This is a genomic window from Roseomonas sp. WA12, assembly GCF_054165765.1.
Window position 1 is genome coordinate 2,626,412 of record NZ_CM135108.1, and the last position, 16,233, is coordinate 2,642,644.

18 protein-coding genes are annotated in these 16,233 nt (G+C 71.0%); 7 read left to right on the forward strand and 11 right to left on the reverse strand.

The genetic code is table 11. From position 1 onward, the window contains the following. Positions 1-4 precede the first annotated feature (4 nt). From atpA to ACVBD7_RS12605, 3 genes are all read right to left on the reverse strand, one after another. Positions 5-1,537: a F0F1 ATP synthase subunit alpha gene (gene atpA / locus ACVBD7_RS12595; protein ID WP_458093581.1), complete on the reverse strand. Its 1,533-nt coding sequence runs from the start codon at positions 1,535-1,537 to the stop codon at positions 5-7. A gap of 2 nt (positions 1,538-1,539) precedes the next feature. Further along, complete coding sequence (locus ACVBD7_RS12600) at positions 1,540-2,124, reverse strand: F0F1 ATP synthase subunit delta (RefSeq protein WP_458093582.1); 585 nt, start codon at positions 2,122-2,124, stop codon at positions 1,540-1,542. A gap of 215 nt (positions 2,125-2,339) precedes the next feature. Continuing rightward, complete coding sequence (locus ACVBD7_RS12605; RefSeq protein ID WP_458093583.1) at positions 2,340-3,026, reverse strand: hypothetical protein; 687 nt, start codon at positions 3,024-3,026, stop codon at positions 2,340-2,342. 204 nt (positions 3,027-3,230) lie between these two features. Here ACVBD7_RS12605 and ACVBD7_RS12610 point away from each other — a divergent pair, with 204 nt between their 5' ends. Further along, positions 3,231-3,488 (forward strand): hypothetical protein, encoded by a 258-nt coding sequence (locus ACVBD7_RS12610; RefSeq protein ID WP_458093584.1) that lies wholly within the window; start codon positions 3,231-3,233, stop codon positions 3,486-3,488. 4 nt (positions 3,489-3,492) lie between these two features. Beyond that, complete coding sequence (locus ACVBD7_RS12615; RefSeq protein WP_458093585.1) at positions 3,493-3,789, forward strand: hypothetical protein; 297 nt, start codon at positions 3,493-3,495, stop codon at positions 3,787-3,789. 56 nt (positions 3,790-3,845) lie between these two features. Here ACVBD7_RS12615 and ACVBD7_RS12620 read toward each other — a convergent pair whose 3' ends face one another. Beyond that, on the reverse strand, positions 3,846-6,212 hold the full coding sequence (locus ACVBD7_RS12620) for a primosomal protein N' (protein WP_458093586.1): 2,367 nt from the start codon (positions 6,210-6,212) through the stop codon (positions 3,846-3,848). A 129-nt stretch (positions 6,213-6,341) separates the two neighbouring features. On the opposite strand from ACVBD7_RS12620, the gene fsa reads away from it, so the two are divergent. Further along, positions 6,342-6,998, forward strand: coding sequence for a fructose-6-phosphate aldolase (gene fsa / locus ACVBD7_RS12625; RefSeq protein WP_458093587.1), 657 nt, complete (start codon positions 6,342-6,344; stop codon positions 6,996-6,998). 44 nt (positions 6,999-7,042) lie between these two features. On the opposite strand, the gene ACVBD7_RS12630 is transcribed toward fsa, so the two are convergent. From ACVBD7_RS12630 to ACVBD7_RS12640, 3 genes are all read right to left on the reverse strand, one after another. Further along, positions 7,043-7,642 (reverse strand): hypothetical protein, encoded by a 600-nt coding sequence (locus ACVBD7_RS12630; protein WP_458093588.1) that lies wholly within the window; start codon positions 7,640-7,642, stop codon positions 7,043-7,045. 94 nt (positions 7,643-7,736) lie between these two features. Then, positions 7,737-8,408 (reverse strand): orotate phosphoribosyltransferase, encoded by a 672-nt coding sequence (locus ACVBD7_RS12635; protein WP_458093589.1) that lies wholly within the window; start codon positions 8,406-8,408, stop codon positions 7,737-7,739. Continuing rightward, a complete protein-coding gene (locus ACVBD7_RS12640; RefSeq protein ID WP_458093590.1) occupies positions 8,405-9,676 on the reverse strand; it encodes a hydantoinase/carbamoylase family amidase in 1,272 nt (423 codons plus the stop codon). Before ACVBD7_RS12640 ends, ACVBD7_RS12635 begins: the two co-directional genes overlap by 4 nt. 228 nt (positions 9,677-9,904) lie before the next feature. Between ACVBD7_RS12640 and ACVBD7_RS12645 the strand changes: the two genes are divergently transcribed. The 4 genes from ACVBD7_RS12645 to ACVBD7_RS12660 all read left to right on the forward strand — a co-directional run bounded on the left by ACVBD7_RS12645 (position 9,905) and on the right by ACVBD7_RS12660 (position 12,515). Further along, complete coding sequence (locus tag ACVBD7_RS12645; RefSeq protein WP_458093591.1) at positions 9,905-10,555, forward strand: hypothetical protein; 651 nt, start codon at positions 9,905-9,907, stop codon at positions 10,553-10,555. Then, complete coding sequence (locus ACVBD7_RS12650) at positions 10,555-11,448, forward strand: tyrosine recombinase XerC (protein ID WP_458097694.1); 894 nt, start codon at positions 10,555-10,557, stop codon at positions 11,446-11,448. The genes ACVBD7_RS12645 and ACVBD7_RS12650 overlap by 1 nt, the downstream gene beginning before the upstream one ends. Before the next feature lie 90 nt (positions 11,449-11,538). Beyond that, complete coding sequence (locus tag ACVBD7_RS12655) at positions 11,539-12,003, forward strand: cupin domain-containing protein (RefSeq protein ID WP_458093592.1); 465 nt, start codon at positions 11,539-11,541, stop codon at positions 12,001-12,003. A gap of 83 nt (positions 12,004-12,086) precedes the next feature. Next, entirely contained in the window at positions 12,087-12,515 is a 429-nt protein-coding gene (locus ACVBD7_RS12660; protein WP_458093593.1) for a GFA family protein, read from the forward strand. 9 nt (positions 12,516-12,524) lie between these two features. Here the strand turns inward: ACVBD7_RS12660 and ACVBD7_RS12665 are convergent, their stop codons facing one another. The 4 genes from ACVBD7_RS12665 to lpdA form a co-directional block, all read right to left on the reverse strand. Next, positions 12,525-13,859 carry an MATE family efflux transporter gene (locus ACVBD7_RS12665; RefSeq protein ID WP_458093594.1) on the reverse strand — a complete coding sequence of 445 codons (1,335 nt, stop codon included), beginning with the start codon at positions 13,857-13,859 and terminating at the stop codon, positions 12,525-12,527. Further along, complete coding sequence (locus tag ACVBD7_RS12670; RefSeq protein ID WP_458093595.1) at positions 13,852-14,337, reverse strand: winged helix-turn-helix transcriptional regulator; 486 nt, start codon at positions 14,335-14,337, stop codon at positions 13,852-13,854. The genes ACVBD7_RS12665 and ACVBD7_RS12670 overlap by 8 nt, the downstream gene beginning before the upstream one ends. A gap of 62 nt (positions 14,338-14,399) precedes the next feature. Next, complete coding sequence (locus ACVBD7_RS12675) at positions 14,400-14,714, reverse strand: PGPGW domain-containing protein (protein ID WP_458093596.1); 315 nt, start codon at positions 14,712-14,714, stop codon at positions 14,400-14,402. Positions 14,715-14,767: 53 nt separating this feature from the next. After that, on the reverse strand, positions 14,768-16,159 hold the full coding sequence (gene lpdA, locus ACVBD7_RS12680) for a dihydrolipoyl dehydrogenase (RefSeq protein ID WP_458093597.1): 1,392 nt from the start codon (positions 16,157-16,159) through the stop codon (positions 14,768-14,770). Between the last annotated feature and the right edge of the window lie 74 nt (positions 16,160-16,233).

Here is a 16,233-nt window from a genome sequence, read left to right on the forward strand (position 1 = left end):
CTGATCAGCCGAAGGACTTGGCGAAGCCGTCGAGGAAGCCCGCCAGCGCCTTGTCGTTGTCGCCGGTGATCTGCCCGCTGCTGCGGATCGATTCCAGAATCTCCGGCTTGGCCGCCTTCAGCTCGCCGAGCATGCGGCGCTCGAACTCGCCGACCTGGTTCACGGGCACCTTGTCCAGGTAGCCGCGCGTGCCGGCGAAGATGGCCACCACCTGCTCCTCGACCGGGACCGGAGCGTACTGGGGCTGCTTCAGCAGCTCGGTCAGGCGCGCGCCACGGGCCAGCAGGGCCTGGGTGGAGGCGTCGAGGTCCGAGGAGAACTGCGCGAAGGCCGCCATCTCGCGGTACTGTGCGAGGTCCAGCTTGATCTTGCCCGCGACCTGCTTCATCGCCTTGATCTGCGCGGCGGAACCGACGCGCGAGACCGAGAGGCCGACATTCACGGCCGGGCGGATGCCGCGGAAGAACAGCTCGGTCTCAAGGAAGATCTGGCCGTCCGTGATGGAGATCACGTTGGTCGGGATGTAGGCGGAGACGTCGCCCGCCTGCGTCTCGATCACCGGCAGCGCGGTCAGCGAGCCAAGGCCAGCGCCCTCGCCCATCTTCGCCGCGCGCTCGAGCAGGCGGGAGTGCAGGTAGAACACGTCGCCCGGATAGGCCTCGCGGCCCGGCGGACGGCGCAGCAGCAGCGACATCTGGCGGTAGGCGACGGCCTGCTTGGAGAGGTCGTCGTAGAAGATGACGGCGTGCATGCCGTTGTCGCGGAAGAACTCGCCCATCGTGCAGCCGGTGTACGGGGCAAGGAACTGCATCGGCGCCGGGTCGGAGGCGGTCGCGGCCACGACGATGGAGTACTCCATCGCGCCGCGCTCCTCGAGGGTGCGGACGAGCTGGGCGACGGTGGAGCGCTTCTGACCCACGGCGACGTAGATGCAGTAGAGCTTCTTGCTCTCGTCGGTGCCGGCGTTGATCGTCTTCTGGTTCAGGATCGTGTCGATGATGACAGCGGTCTTGCCGGTCTGACGGTCGCCGATGACGAGCTCGCGCTGGCCGCGGCCGATCGGGATCAGGCTGTCGATCGCCTTGATGCCGGTCTGCATGGGCTCATGCACGGACTTGCGCGGAATGATGCCCGGCGCTTTCACCTCGACGCGCGAGCGCGTCACGTCGACCAGCGGGCCCTTGCCGTCGATCGGGTTGCCGAGGCCGTCGACCACGCGGCCGAGCAGGCCACGGCCCACGGGCACGTCCACGATGGTGCCGGTGCGGGAGACGGTGTCGCCCTCGCGGATGCGGCTGTCATCACCGAACACCACGACGCCGACATTGTCGGTCTCGAGGTTCAGCGCCATGCCGCGCACGCCGGCGGAGGGGAACTCCACCATCTCGCCGGCCATGACGTTCTGCAGGCCGTAGCAACGGGCAATGCCGTCACCGACCGTCAGAACGGTGCCGACCTCGGCCACATCGGCCTCGGTGTCGAAACCAGCGATCTGCTGCTTCAGGATGTCCGAAATTTCGGCGGGACGGATGTCCATGCTCAGGCGGCCCCCTTCATGGCGTAGCTCAGGCGCTGCAGCCTGGACTTGATGGATGTGTCGTAAAGGCGGGACCCGATCTTGATGATCAGGCCGCCCAGGATGGACGGGTCCAGCGTCTCGGCGAGCCGGACGTTGGAATAGCCGGCCTCGGTGAGACGGGCGGCGATCTGGGTGCGCTGCACCGCGGTGAGCGGGTGCGCGGTAACGACTTCGGCGGTCTGCTGGCCGCGCTGCTCGGCGAGCAGCGTACCGAAGGTGGCGAGCACGGCGGGAAGCTCGACCAGGCGGCGGTTGTTGACGAGTACACCGACAAGCTTCTTCACGTCCCCGCCGATTCCGGCGCGGTCCATCACGGCGAAGGCGCCGTCCGTCTGGGCCTTGGCGCCCAGGCGGGGGTCCTCGATGAAGGAGCGGAAGCCCGCATCGTCCCGAACCAGGGCGGCGAGGCGGTCCACATCGGCGGCGATGGCGTCCACCGACTTCCGGTCCTTTGCCAACTCCAGCAGGGCCAGGGCATAGCGCTGCGCGACGCCACCCGTGCGGGGGGCGGAGGTCTTGTCGTTGGCGGCGGATTCGGAGGCCACTTGCGATCCCGTTCAAGGGGTTGGTGAGGACCCGTCGGCCCGGCCTTCCACACCGTGACAGGGAGTGTTCGGCGGACCTGCGCGAGAGTTCCCGGGGAAACTCCCCAGGCACCGGCGCGCGCCCCTTAACATGATGCAATGCGGGGCGGCAACCGCCCTGCGCCGGCCCGCGCGGTTCGCGGGACGCGCCGCCGGCGGCAGCCCCATGGGCTGGTTCAGCCGTGGATGTTGCCGTTCCGGGCACCCCACTTGTACTTCATGCCGTCCCCGTCCCGCCCGACAATGCGGAGCGGCAGGACCGGCGCGTAGATCTCCATCGCGTAGGCCGGCTGGTAGTCGCAGACCAGCCGCCCGAGCGCGTCGGTGATATAGACCCAGGTGGCGGGCCCCACGCGCCAGGCGACGCCGCCGTGGTTGGCGACGGTCATGGCCACGATGCCCCGCCCGGAACGGCCGTAGTTCCGGACCGAGACGATGAAGCGCTGGTACTTGGCCGGTTCCCGCGCCACCGCATGGGCGATGATGCCGTCCTCGTGGTCCTCCACAGCCGCCTTGACCAAACCCGTGACGATCCCGGCCGCGGAGCCGATGGCCCCGCCCGCAAGGCCGGCCACGGTGCCCAGGCCCCAGAGCTCGACGTCGCCCGGCTGCGGCGCCTTGCCGCTGAGAATCCAAACAGCAGGTTGGACGAGCGCGCTCGCGCCACCGCCGAGGATCTTCCCCAGCCCCGCCTTGCCCGCATTTGCCGCAGCGGCCTCGATCCCCCGGTTCAGCGTCTCGGACGCGATGGTCTGGGAGACCTCCTTCCCCAGGTTGGAACTCGTGTTGATGAGGTCCGTGATCCCGTTCTGTGGGCCGGGCGGCGTGAAGTCCGCGCCGCCGGTCTCGGTCGTCCCACTCATCCTGCGTGCCCTCCCAACAATCGTTCCTGAAGCGAGAGGAGCCTAGCCGTTTCCAAACCGGTCCGATCGGAATTCCCGAGCTTTTGAACCGGCGGAACAGCGGGAGCGGGACGGCGTGGAACCCTTGCCCCATCTTCGGCGCTCTAGGGAGGACTGGCGGGCCGCCGCGCCCGACCCAGACCATCGATCCGAAGGATGCCCGAGATGGCCAGCGACAAGCTCACCGAGAAGCAGGATCCCGAGACCGGCGACTGGATCTCCGACCTCAAGCCCGGGGCGAGCACCGACACGAAGGCGGACAAGGCGGCCGAGGACACCTTCCCTGCCTCCGACCCCGCCAATGCGAGCGCCGGCACCACCGGCTTCATCGCGCCCGACGGCCAGGACCATGGTGAGGCCCATGGCAAGGATGGCGACGAGGGCGAAGGCGAGGCCGGTACGGTATCTGGCGGGAAGCCCTGATCCCATGAGCGGCGATCGCCCCCGCGAGACGCCCCCCGAGGGGACGACGCCCTACGAGGGCGAGGCTGAGGAAAAGCGGCTTCGCGAGACGGGCGGCTGGCGCCCCGGCTTGCAGCCCGGGACCGGCCGCGGCGCGGAGCTGGACGAAGCGCTGAAGGACGGAACGTCCTCCGACGATCCGGCCTTGCGCTCGGCCGTACCCGCCTTCGTCGCCGAGCCGGATCCGGTGGAGACAGTTATCGAGGGCCCGGGCGTTTCCGAGGCCCGGGATGCCCGCGAGGACCTGCCCCGGCAGATCTAGAGCGGTACCAGCCATGAAGCCGCCCCAGGGGAAGCCCGGGGCGGCTTTTTCATGCGCTACAGGAAGCTCACCGGGTCCACATCCACCTGCACCCGCACGGCATTAGGCACCTCCACGCGGGAGAGCCATTCACGTAGCAGCGGCTGCACCGCTACGTCCCGCCTGGCCTTCAGCAGCAGCCGCCGCCGGTGCCGGCCGCGCAGCATGGCCAGCGGCGCCGGCGCCGGGCCGAGCACCTGCACACCCGTCCCTCCCGGCGCAGCCAGTCCCAGATCCCGCGCGACCCGGTCCGCCGCCCGCTCGTCCTCAGACGACACGATTAGCGCCGCAAGCCGTCCGAAGGGCGGCCAGTTGCCGGGGCGGCGCGCGTCGGCCTCGGCCTCCATGAAGGCCGGCAGGTCGTTGGAGAGAAGGGCCTGCATCACGGGGTGCTCAGGGTTCCAGGACTGCAGCATCACCTTGCCCGGGCTTTCCGCGCGCCCGGCGCGTCCGGAAACCTGGTGCAGCAGCTGCACCGTCCGCTCGGCGGCGCGCAGGTCTCCACCCGCGAGCCCCAGATCGGCATCCACCACCCCGACAAGGGTGAGATGCGCGAAGTGCCAGCCCTTGGCGACGATCTGGGTGCCGATCAGCAGGTCCACCTCCCGGTCCGCGATCTGCCGCGCGGCCTCCGCCGCTGCCGCAGGGCCGGGGATGGTGTCACTCGCCATCACCAGCCGCCGCGCATCCGGAAACAGGATCGCCGCCTCCTCCTGCACCCGCTCCACCCCCGGGCCGATCGCGGTCAGGCTGCCCTCGGCGCCGCATTCTGGGCAGTGCTGGGGGATGGGTTCGGCATGACCGCAGTGGTGGCACTGCAGACGGCGCTGGGCGCGATGCTCCACAAGCCAGGCCGTGCAGTTCGGGCAGCGGATGCGGTGCCCGCAGGTCCGGCACAGCGTCATTGGCGCGTAGCCGCGTCGGTTGAGGAACAGCATGGCCTGCTCGCCGCGGGCCAGGGTGGCGTTGATGGCCTCGATCAGCGGTGGGGAGATGAAGCGGCCCCGCTCGGGCGGCACCTTGCGGAGGTCCATCACCTCCACCTCCGGCAGGCCCGCGCTGCCGTGGCGCCGGGGCAGGTTCACCGCGGAGTAGCGGCCCTGCTCGGCATTGGTCAGCGTCTCGAGGCTGGGGGTGGCGGAAACGAGGACGCAGGTGGCCTCGGCCATGCGGGCGCGCACCACGGCCATGTCGCGCGCGTGGTAGATCACGCCGTCCTCCTGCTTGAAGGCGGTCTCGTGCTCCTCGTCCACGATGATCAGGCCGAGATCGGGGAAGGGCAGGAACAGGGCCGATCGGGCGCCCACCAGCACCGCCGCCTCGCCATCCGCCACCGCGCGCCAGGTGGCGCGGCGCAGCCGGCCGGAGAGTTCCGAGTGCCAGATCGCGGGGGCGCAGCCGAAGCGCTCCTTGAACCGGTCCAGCCACTGGGAGGAGAGCGCGATCTCCGGCAGCAGCACGAGCGCCTGCCGGCCCTGGCGCAGGCACTCGGCCACCGCGTCCAGATAGACCTCGGTCTTGCCCGATCCTGTCACACCGGCCAGCAACGTCACCCCGAAGGCCCGCTTCGCCACGGATTCGCGCAGGACCGCCGCCGCGTCTTCCTGATCCTGTCCGAGGGAGGGGCCGGGATGCTCGGGATCAGGGCGCGTGAAGGTCCGCGGGCGGGGCAACAGCGCGGGCTCGATCAGCCCCTGGTCGGCCATGCCGCGCAGCACGCCGGTCGAGACCTCCGCCTCATCAGCAATATCTGCCCCGGCGCGCGGCTCGTCCGGCTCCATCACGTCCAGCACGCGGCGGCGCTGGGGCGTCATGCGATAGCCGGGCGGGCCTGCCTGCGCGGCCTCGCCAGCGGCGGAAAGCCTCCATCCGGCCTGCTGACCGGCCGGTTCCAGCGCGGAGGGCACGGACATTGCCATGCGCAGCACCGCACCGGGCGGGGACAGCGTGTAGGCAGCCACCCATTCCACGAAGCGCCGCAGCGCGTCCTTCATCGCAGGCGCAGGAAGGATCCCCAGGATGTCGCGTAGCCGGCCCTCGGCAAGCCCGGCATCAGGCTCGCCATCCCAGACCACGCCCAGCATCTCCCGCCCACCCAGCGGCACAGCGACGAAGCTGCCGGGTTCGGGAAGCGGCGTGCCATCCGGCACCCGATAATCGTAAGCCCCGCCCCCAGGAGTATCGAGCGGAAGGGGCAGCAGCACACGAACCCGCCGGGCCGGCGGCCCCTTGGAAGCGGGCGCACGGCGTCTGCCCTTGGCGGTCGAGGCCGGGGCCGAGACGAGCCCATCCCCGAACAACCCGCCATCCAGGGACGCCTGCGCATCCCGGGATGCCGTATCCGCAGCCGGGAATGCCTCGTCTGGTGCCGCTGATACGCCCATCGACCCATCGGATGCAGGCACGGCATCCCGGGATGCCGCCTTCGCGCTGGACTCGGCCCCTGCCATCGCTATTGATCCGCCCCCGACCGATCCCGCACCGCCGAGATGGTGCCTTCCAGGACCCCGATCATGAAATTCTTCGTGGACACCGCCGAGGTCTCCGAGATCCGCGCGCTTGCCGAGAGCGGGCTGCTCGACGGCGTCACCACCAATCCCTCCCTGATCGCCAAGTCCGGCCGCCCGATGGCCGAGGTGATCAAGGAGATCTGCGACATCACCCCCGGCCCCGTTTCCGCCGAGGTCACCGCCACCGAGTATGACGGCATGATGCGCGAGGGCGAGCATCTCGGCCGCATCGCGCCCAACGTCGTCATTAAGCTGCCGCTGACCGAGGCGGGGCTGCGCGCGTGCAAACATATGGTGAACAACGGGGTCATGGTCAACGTGACCCTGTGCTTCTCCGCGGCCCAGGCGCTGCTCGCGGCCAAGGCGGGTGCCACCTACATCTCGCCCTTTGTCGGGCGGCTGGATGATATCGGCCAGGACGGCATGCAGCTGATCGCCGACACCGTTCAGATCTACAACAACTACGACGCGATCCGCACCGAGGTGCTGGTGGCCTCCATCCGCCACCCGATCCACCTGATCCAGGCGGCGAAGATGGGCGCCCATGTCGCCACCCTGCCGCCGTCGGTCATCAAGTCCCTCTACAAGCACCCGCTGACTGACCGGGGCCTGGAGAGCTTCCTGGCGGACTGGAAGAAGACCGGCCAGTCCATCCTGTAGCCGGGCATCGGGGGCCGGCCTCAGCGGCCGGTTCCCACCCTGGATCAGCGGCGGCCACGGCCTCCGCCGCCGCGGTAACCGCCGTGCCAGCCGCCCCGGTATCCGCCGCGATATCCACCATACCAGCGGCGGCCACCGTACCACCCATGCCCGCCATACCACCCCAGCCCGCCATACCATCCGAGGCGAGGGCCGAAGGACCAGCCCCAGGGACTGCCGTAGTAGCTGTACGGAAATGGATCGGCCCAGATCCCCGGATAGGGGTAGGGGTACGCGGCATAGGGGATCGGCAGCGGCCCGGCCGCGCCGGCGACCGGCGCCACCGTGTTGCCGCGCGTTGCCATGCACTGAAGATACGCCTCGGCCTGCGCCGCCTCCTGCGGCTCGCCGACCACGACCTGCCCTGGGCCAATGGCCGTCGCGGCTTCGCCCTGTGGCGCGGTGCTGCCTGGCTGGGCCGCAGCTTGGGGTGCGGCCATCCCGGATTGCTGCCGGCAGGCGGTGTCGTCCTGGCGGAAAGCCTCGGGCGTGCGGCCTGGCCCCGGATAGGCGGTGTAAGGCACCGGCGGAGGTGGCACGACCGCGCAGGCCGCCAGGACCAGCGGCGCCAGAAGGGTGAGCGAGAGGGGCTTGGCGAAGGTCATGCAGCGTCGCCTGAGATGTCACGGGTGCGGCTGTAAAACGCGCGCGTTCCGGCTGGGGCCACATGCCTCGGGGTTAAAAGAGGGACAGGCCCCGTTACAGGGCGGGCTTCGCCAGGGTCGCCCGCCCACCATGTGCGGCTGACCAGGCAATCGGGTCCGCCAGGAAGCGCTCCAGCATCGCGCGATCGGCGGGTGACAAGGCCGCGGGCCCGTTCACGGCCAGCAGGTCCCGCCAGCTCGCCAGGGCGAGCAGCTCCAGCCCGAGCTTCTCCATCCGCTCCGCCCCGCCGGGGAAGGTGCCGTGCTGGAACAGCACGAGCGCGTGCCCCACCACCGCTCCGGCCGAGCGCAGGCCGCGGGTGAAGGCGACCTTGCTGCCGCCATCGGTCATCAGGTCGTCCACCAGAAGGGTGCGCTTTCCTTCGACCGACCCGCCCTCCACCTGGGCGTTGCGGCCGATGCCGAGCGGGCGCTTGCGGACGTAGCGCAGCGGCAGGTCCATCGCCTCGGCCAGCCAGGCGGCCCAGGGGATCCCTGCCGTCTCCGCACCCGCGATGGCCTCGGGGGGCTGCGGCAGGGCATCCCGGATGGCGCCCGCCGCCAGCGCCACGGCGGCGCGGCGCAGGCCGGGATCGCCGATCAGAAGACGGCAATCGACATAGGCGGGGCTCGCCCAGCCGGAAGCCAGGATGAAGGGCTGCCCGTCGCTCACCTGCACGGCACCGCTTTCCAGCAGCAGCCGCGCCATCGCCTCCCCGGCGCTCACGCGGCCGCATCCTGCAGGGTGCGGCGCAGCAGCTCGGCGCCGATCAGGAAGTCGTCCATCTCCATCGCCTCGTGCGGATTGTGGGAGCCGTTCTGGTTGCGGATGAAGATCATGGCACTCGGCACGCCCGCCTGCGCGAAGACCGCGGCGTCATGCCCCGCGCCGCTCGGGATGGGCTCGTCGGGCTGGCCCATGGCGCGCAGTCCGGCGCGTAGTCGCTCGATCCATCCCTCATCCATGCGCGCCGGCGCCGTGTCCAGCCGGCGATCCAGGCGGAACTCGACGCCGCGCTCCTCCGAGATGCCCGCGCATTCCGAGAGGAAGAGGTCGTAGAAGGCCTCCAGCACCTCGGTGCTCTGGCTGCGCGCCTCGATCGAGAAGCTGAGCCGGCCGGGGATGCGGGCCAGCGCGTGTTCCGCCGGATCGGTGCCGATCACGCCCGTGGTCACCACGAGGTCCCGCCCGCGCTCCAGCAGTGTGCGCCAGTGGCGGTCCAGACGGGTGATCAGTTCGGCGGTGGCAAACACCGCATCGCGCCGCAACCAGCGCGGGACGGCGCCCGAATGCCCGGCCTCGCCGACGCACTCGACAACCCGGTGCCGGACATTGCCGCGGATGCCCGTGACGATGGCGACCGGCAGGTTGCGCGCCACCAGCACCGGTCCCTGCTCGATATGGACCTCCAGCCAGGCCGCGACGCTGGCGGGGTCGAGCAGCCGCTCGCCGCGCGCCACCCGCTCCACATCCACGCCGGTTTCGCGCATGTGGTCGATCAGCGGGCGGCGGGTGGCGACGTGCGGGGTCGCCAGATCCTCCGCCGAAAGCCGCCCGAACAGCGCGGAGGAGCCCATATAGGCCCGCCCGAACCAGACGCTCTCCTCTCCGCGCAGGCCATAGAGAGCGATGCCACGCGCGGGCCGGAAGCCCTCGGCCTGCAGGCGCGCCAAGGCCATGAGGCCCGCCACCACCCCCGCCGCGCCGTCGAAGTTCCCGCCCTGCGGCACGGAATCCAGATGCGATCCGCAGGCGATCACCGGCAGCGACGGATCGCGCCCCGGGATGGTGACCACGAGGTTCGCCCCTGCATCCCGCGCGGTCTGCAACCCCTGCGCGCGCGCCTCGGCCTCCACGATGTCCAAGGCCCGCGATTCACTCGCCCTGTAGCTCTCGCGGTTGATGCCGACACCGTCCCCCGTGGCCTCGGCCAGCCGGGCGAAGAGCCACTCTGCCAGGGCCCGGTCCGACGCGGTGTCCTGTGCGGCACCCATGCCGGAAGTTCCATTCATGCCAGCGCCGCCCCGTCCATTCGCTCGCGCATGGTGCAACCCGCCGGCCGCGCCATAGCCGGCACCATGCACAAGCAATCCAGCCCGACGGTCACGGCACCATGCCCTCGCGATTCAGGCGCCATACAAGACCCGAACCGGCCGCACGAAAAGCCGGGCCCGTGCGGCCCGATTCGCCATCTCCCCCGCCCCGCTGGCAAACTGCGCCCGATGACCCGCCCCCAAGCCCAGCCGGAACGGGACGCCGAGGCAGAGGCGGCGCGCGTGGCCGCCTATCTCGCCGCCCATCCTGGCTTTCTCGCCGAACGGCCCGGCCTGTACCGCGCCCTGCACCCGCCCCGCCGCGTGCACGGGGAGACGCTGGCCGACCATATGGCCGCGCTCCTCCTCGCCGCCCGCGCCGAAACGGGGGCGGTGGCCGATGCGGCCCGCGGCGCGCAGGACCTGACGCTGCGCGCGGCCATGGCCGCCACCGCCCTGATCGGGGCGCCGGACCCGTTGGCCGTGGTGTCGGCCGAATGGCCTGACCTGCTGGGGCTGGAGAACGCCGCCCTGGCCGAGGAAGGCCCCCCCTCCCCCGGCCTGCGCGACCTGCCCGCCGGCGTGATCGTCCAGCTGATGGGCGGGCGCGAGGTGCGGCTGCGCGATGCGCCGGAAGGTGCCGAACAGCTGCACGGGGAAGCCCATCCGCTCATCGCGCGCGACGCACTGGCGCTGCTGCCGGGCACGCGGCCGCGGATGCTGGTTCTCGGCGCGCGGGATGCAGGGCGGCTGCCCCTTCGCGGGGCCACCGCGCCGCTGCGGCTGCTGGCCCATGCCCTGGCCCGCGCGCTGGCCCCTGGAATGGATGGTGGCGCGTGATCGCACCCAATGCCGCGCGCCAGGCCTTCCTCGAATGGCTGGCTGGGGAGCGCCAGTCCAGCCCCGAGACGGTGGAAGCCTATGGCCGGGACATCGCGGATCTGCTCGGCTTCCTCACGCTGCACCAGGGTGGGGAGCCGGACCTGCAGGCGCTGCGGCTGGCGGACCTGCGCGCCTTCCTGGCGCATCGGGCCACGGCCGGGATCAGCACGAGTTCCCGCGCGCGGCAACTCTCCGCCATCAAGACCTTCCTGCGATTTCTGGTGCGCCGACACGGGCTGGAACCGCTGCCACTCGGCGGGCTGACCGGCCCGCGCCGGAAGCCGCCCGTGCCCCGCGCCCTCACCGAATCCCAGGCCCTCACCGCGACGTCAGACAGCTTCGAGAGCAGCCCGGCCCTCGCCGCCCGGAACCAGGCGCTATTCACCCTGCTCTATGGCTGCGGGCTGCGGATTTCCGAGGCGCTGTCGCTTGACCTGCGCGACGCCCCGCGCGCCGGCATCGGGCTGCGCGTGATGGGCAAGGGCCGCAAGGAACGGCTGGTGCCCGTGCTGCCGGCGGTGGAAGCCGCCATCGCCGAATGGCTGCGCCATCGCGGCCCCGGCACGCCGGATGCGCCGCTCTTCACCGGTGCCAAGGGCGGGCGACTGGATGCCGGCGTTGCTCAGCGCGCACTGCGCGACCTGCGCCGTGCCACCGGCCTGCCCGAGCATGCCACGCCGCACGCGCTGCGCCACTCCTTCGCCACCCATCTCCTGGGCGGCGGCGCCGATCTGCGTGCCATTCAGGAGCTGCTGGGCCATGCCAGCCTTTCCACCACCCAGCGCTACACGGCGGTGGACCAGGCGGGGCTTCTGGAGACCTGGCAGAAGGCGCATCCCCGGGCAGACTAGGGGGGCGGATTGAGGGCCGCACCGGCATGGACGCAGCGCGCGGGCCGGGCCCATGATCCCCGGCCACGAAACGATCCCGGGGAAACCTCCATGCGCCTTCCTGTCCTCTGCGGCGGCCTCGCCCTCGCCTTCGCCGCCGGCCTTTTCGCCGCGCGCATCCTGCCGCATGCCGAGGCGCAGACGGCCTCGCCCACCGCGATGACGCCGCGCATCGTCAACCTGTTCACCATGACGGACGAGGAGATCGGCCCCCTGGTGAACAACACCGATCTTCGCTCACGCGGGCTTGTGGCCAGCGAGCACGGCACGGTCGCGGTGCAGAGCGGCAACGTGTTCAAGCACTTCCACGCCAATACGGACGAGATCCAGCTCATCCTCGACGGCACCGGGTCCTTCTGGCTTGGCGAGCGCGAGGTGCAGGTGAAGCCGGGCGACTTCATCGTCATCCCGCGCGGCACGCCGCATGCGGGATCGCGCGCCTCCACCGGCCGTTTCCGCGCGCTGGCGATCAAGCTGCCGCCGCAGGCGTCCAACGACACGCATCCGGCGCCCTAGCCCCGGCGCCCTAGCCCCGGTGCCCTAGCCAGGATGCGGTCCGGCCGGGCATGGTCCCGGCCGGATTTCGAGAGGGATGAGCGATGCAGCCGGGCAGCGGGCCGATCAAGGGATCCTGCCACTGCGGGGCGGTGCGGTTCGAGGCGACGCTGGCGGACGGTGTCCGCACGGCGCGCCGCTGCAATTGCTCCATGTGCCGGATGCGCGGGGCGGTGGTGGTCTCGGCGGCGCTGGGCGGGGTGCGCGTCACCGCCGGGGCCGACAAGCTGGCCACCTACGAGTTCAACACGCGCACCGCGAAGCACCATTTCTGCACGGTCTGCGGCATCTACACGCACCACCAGCGCCGGTCGGACCCGCGGCAGTTCGGCGTGAACGTCGCCTGCCTGGAGGGGATGAGCCCCTTCGACTTCCCCGAGGTGCCGGTGGCCGATGGGGTGAACCATCCCTCGGATACCGGCCTGTCGCGGTTGGCAGGAGTGCTGCGCTTCGACCCGGCCGAAGAGGGCTGACGGCGCCCCTCAGCGTCGCGACCACACCCCCGGCCGTACGCCCACTGCGGTCAGCAGGCCGTAGGCGGTGATGCCGAGCGCGACGGCGAGGAACTGGCCGTCCAGCCCCATCCCCAGCACATCCCCCAGCAGCCAGCCGCCACCGACCGCTACCGCGATCCGCGCAACACCCGCCGCCACGGGCCAGCCCATCCGCCCTGCCCCCTGGGAGGCGAAATACAGCGCCATTCCCAGGCCGAAGCCGCCAAAAGCGAGGCCGGTATAGGACAGCGCGCGGGCGGCGAGCGCCACCACCGCCGCATCAGTGCTGAAGAAGCCGGCGAAGGAGGCGGGCGCGAGCGCCACGGCCAGCCCGACCGCGCCGGTGACCGCGAGCGACATGGCGCCGCCCGTCCAGGCGATGCGCCGGGCCGCCGGCCAATCCCCCGCCCCGACGGTGCGCCCGACCAGCGCGGTGAGCGCCGAACCGACGCCGAAGGCCAGCGGGATCATCAGGAATTCCAGCCGCGCCGAGATGCCATAAGCCGCCACCGCCACCGCCCCGTGCGAGGCGATGCGGGCGGTCACTAGGATGGTGGTCAGGTTCGCCACACCCGCCAGCAGCGAGGCGACCAGCCCGACGGAGAGGATGCGCCAGAACATCGCGCCCGAGATCCGCGCCCGCAGCTCCGGCATGAAGCCCGCCCCGCCGCGCAGTACCACCCAGCCCATGGCGATGGTGGAGCCGAGAAAGGCGAGGCCCAGCCCGGCGCCGATCCCGGGCAGGCCCATCCCGGCGGGCTCGGCGAGGGCCCAGGCGAGGATCGGATAGGCGATCCAGGTGATCAGCAGCACCCGCGCCGCCAGCGCGTGCCGCCCGCCGCCGCGCAGCACGGAGGCAAGGGTGTTGGCGAGCCAGACGGGCACGGCGCCCAGCCCGAAAAGCAGGACGGCATAGGGCACGGCGGCCTCGGCCGCGGTGGCGCCGCCGATGAGGGTGAGCACCGGACGCGGGAAGACCGCGAGGAGGAGGACGAAGGCGCCCCCCGCCAGGATGGCGATCAGCATGGCGTGCAGAACGAGGGCCGAGGCCTCCTCCCGCCGCCCGGCACCGAGGGCGCGGGCGATAGCCGAGGCCACGCCGCCGCCCATGGCGCCCGCCGACATCTGCTGCATCAGCAAAGAGAACGGCAGCACCACGGACCATCCCGCCAGCGCCGCCGTGCCCTGGCGGGCGGCGAGCCAGGTCTCGGCGATCTGGGCGACGGCCTGGAGAAGGGCGCTGACCGCGGTGGGGCCGGCCAGGGCGAGGATCTGGCGGGACACGCCGGGGCGGGGCGGAGCGAGCGCAATCGTGTCAGCCATCGGCCATCTCCGCCAAGGCGAGGCGGCGGCGCATGGCCTCGCTCGCGCCCGGGCCGGGCAGGAGGCGGACGGATTCGGGGGTGAGTGGGGCGCCGTCGCCGGCGAGCGGGGTTGGTGCGCCGACCTCCTCGCCGGTGATCCGGTCCACCAGGCGGACCACTTGGCCCTCGGGCGCCATCCAGCGGTCGCTCCAGGCTTTCAGCGCGACGAAAGCGGGGAAGAAGTCGCGGCCCTTCGCGGTCAGCCGGTAGGCGTGGCGGGCGCCCTCGGGCACGCGCTCGAGCATCCCGTGCTCCACCAGCTCCGCGAGGCGGGCGCTGAGGATGTTGGAGGCGATGCCGAGATGCCGGGCGAAGTCATCGAAGCGGGTGGTGCCGTAGAAGGCCTCCCGCATGACGAGGATGGCCCAGCGTTCGCCGAGCACGGCCATGGAGCGGGCGATGGGGCAGCCCATCCGGGAGAAGTCAGTGCGCGGCATTCTGCGGCCTCATTAGCTTGCAGAATGCAAGCCGATTCGGTTGCAGAATGCAAGCCAGACGGTCAGCCCCGGCCGATGGCGCGGCGAAGGCTGCGGCCCCACCCCTCGAAGCGCGTGGTCATGGAGGCTTCGAGCGACTCGATCTTGGTCACCGCACCCGGCCAGCGGCCCTGCACCCAGGCCCAGCGGTTCGCGGCCCAGACATACTGGTCCCGCAGCACGAAGACGCCGAGCGCAAGGAAGAGGAAGCCCTGGAGGAAGGGCAGGATGCAGCCCAGAATTCCGAGGACGATGAAGGCCCAGCCCAGCGCCTTTCGGCCGGGGCGCGGGTTAAGCGAGACATAACCAGGGCGTGGGGCGGGGCGTGGTGCGTCCATCGCCCGCAAAATGGCCCGCGCGCCGCGCCAGACAAGCGCGGCGCGCGGTGTTGTCAGATGTGGATCGGGCGCGCGTCCACGGCGAGCGCCGCTTCCTTCACCGCCTCGCTCAGCGTCGGGTGGGCGTGGCAGATGCGGGCCACATCCTCGGCGCTGGCGCCGAACTCGATGGCGGTGACCATCTCGGCAATCAGGTGGCCGGCATCGGGGCCCAGGATATGGGCGCCCAGCACGCGGTCGGTCGCCTTGTCGGCCAGGATCTTCACGAAGCCATCGATGTCGCCCATCGCGCGGGCGCGGCCGTTGGCGGTGAAGGGGAACTTGCCGACCTTGTAGGCGGTGCCCGCGGCCTTCAACTCCTCCTCGGTAGCGCCGACCGCGGCAACCTCGGGCCAGGTGTAGACGATGCCGGGGATGGCGCCGTAGTTCACATGGCCATGCTGCCCGGCCAGGATCTCGGCCACCGCCACGCCCTCATCCTCGGCCTTGTGGGCGAGCATGGCGCCGGCGATCACGTCACCGATGGCGTAGATGCCGGGCACGCTGGTGGCGAAGTGCTGGTCGGTCTTGATGCGGCCGCGCTCGTCCAGCGCGACGCCGACGGCATCCAGGCCAAGGCCCTCGACATAGGGGCGGCGGCCGATCGCCACGAGCACGGCATCGGCCTCGATCGTCTGGGCGTCGCCACCCTTAGCGGGCTCGACGGTCAGGGATACGCCCGTGCCGGACTTGGCGGCGCCGGTCACCTTGTGGCCGAGCTTGAACTTGAAGCCCTGCTTGGTCAGCACGCGCTCGAACTGCTTGGCGACCTCGTTGTCCATGCCAGGCAGGATGCGGTCGAGGAACTCGATCACCGTCACCTCGGCGCCCAGGCGGCGCCACACGCTGCCGAGCTCGAGCCCGATCACGCCGCCGCCGATGACCACAAGGTGCTTCGGCACCGCCGACAGCTCCAGCGCGCCGGTGGAGGTGACGATCTGCTTTTCGTCCACCTCGACGCCGCGGAGCGGCACGCTCTCGCTGCCCGAGGCGATGACGATGTTCTTCGTCTCATAGACGGTACCGGCCACATCGACCTTGCCGGGGGCCGTGATCTTCCCCGCGCCCTTCAGCCAGGTAACCTTGTTCTTGCGGAACAGGAACTCGACGCCCTTGGTGTTGGCGGTGACCACCTCGCCCTTGCGGGCCTGCATCCGGGCGAGATCGAGCTTGATCCCTTCCACCGTGATACCGTGATCGGCGAACTTATGGGCGATCTCCTCGAAGTTCTCGGAGGAGTGCAACAGCGCCTTGGACGGGATGCAGCCGATGTTCAGGCAGGTGCCGCCGAGCGTGTCCCGCTTCTCGACGCAGGCCACCTTCATGCCGAGCTGGGCGGCCCGGATGGCGCAGACATAGCCGCCGGGGCCGGAGCCGATGACGATGAGGTCGAAGGAGTCGGCCATGGCGTAGGGGTCCTGCGATGAATCTTTGTGGCAGGTAGCAGGCCCGGGGCCGCGATTGAAGGGTGCGGGCGCGC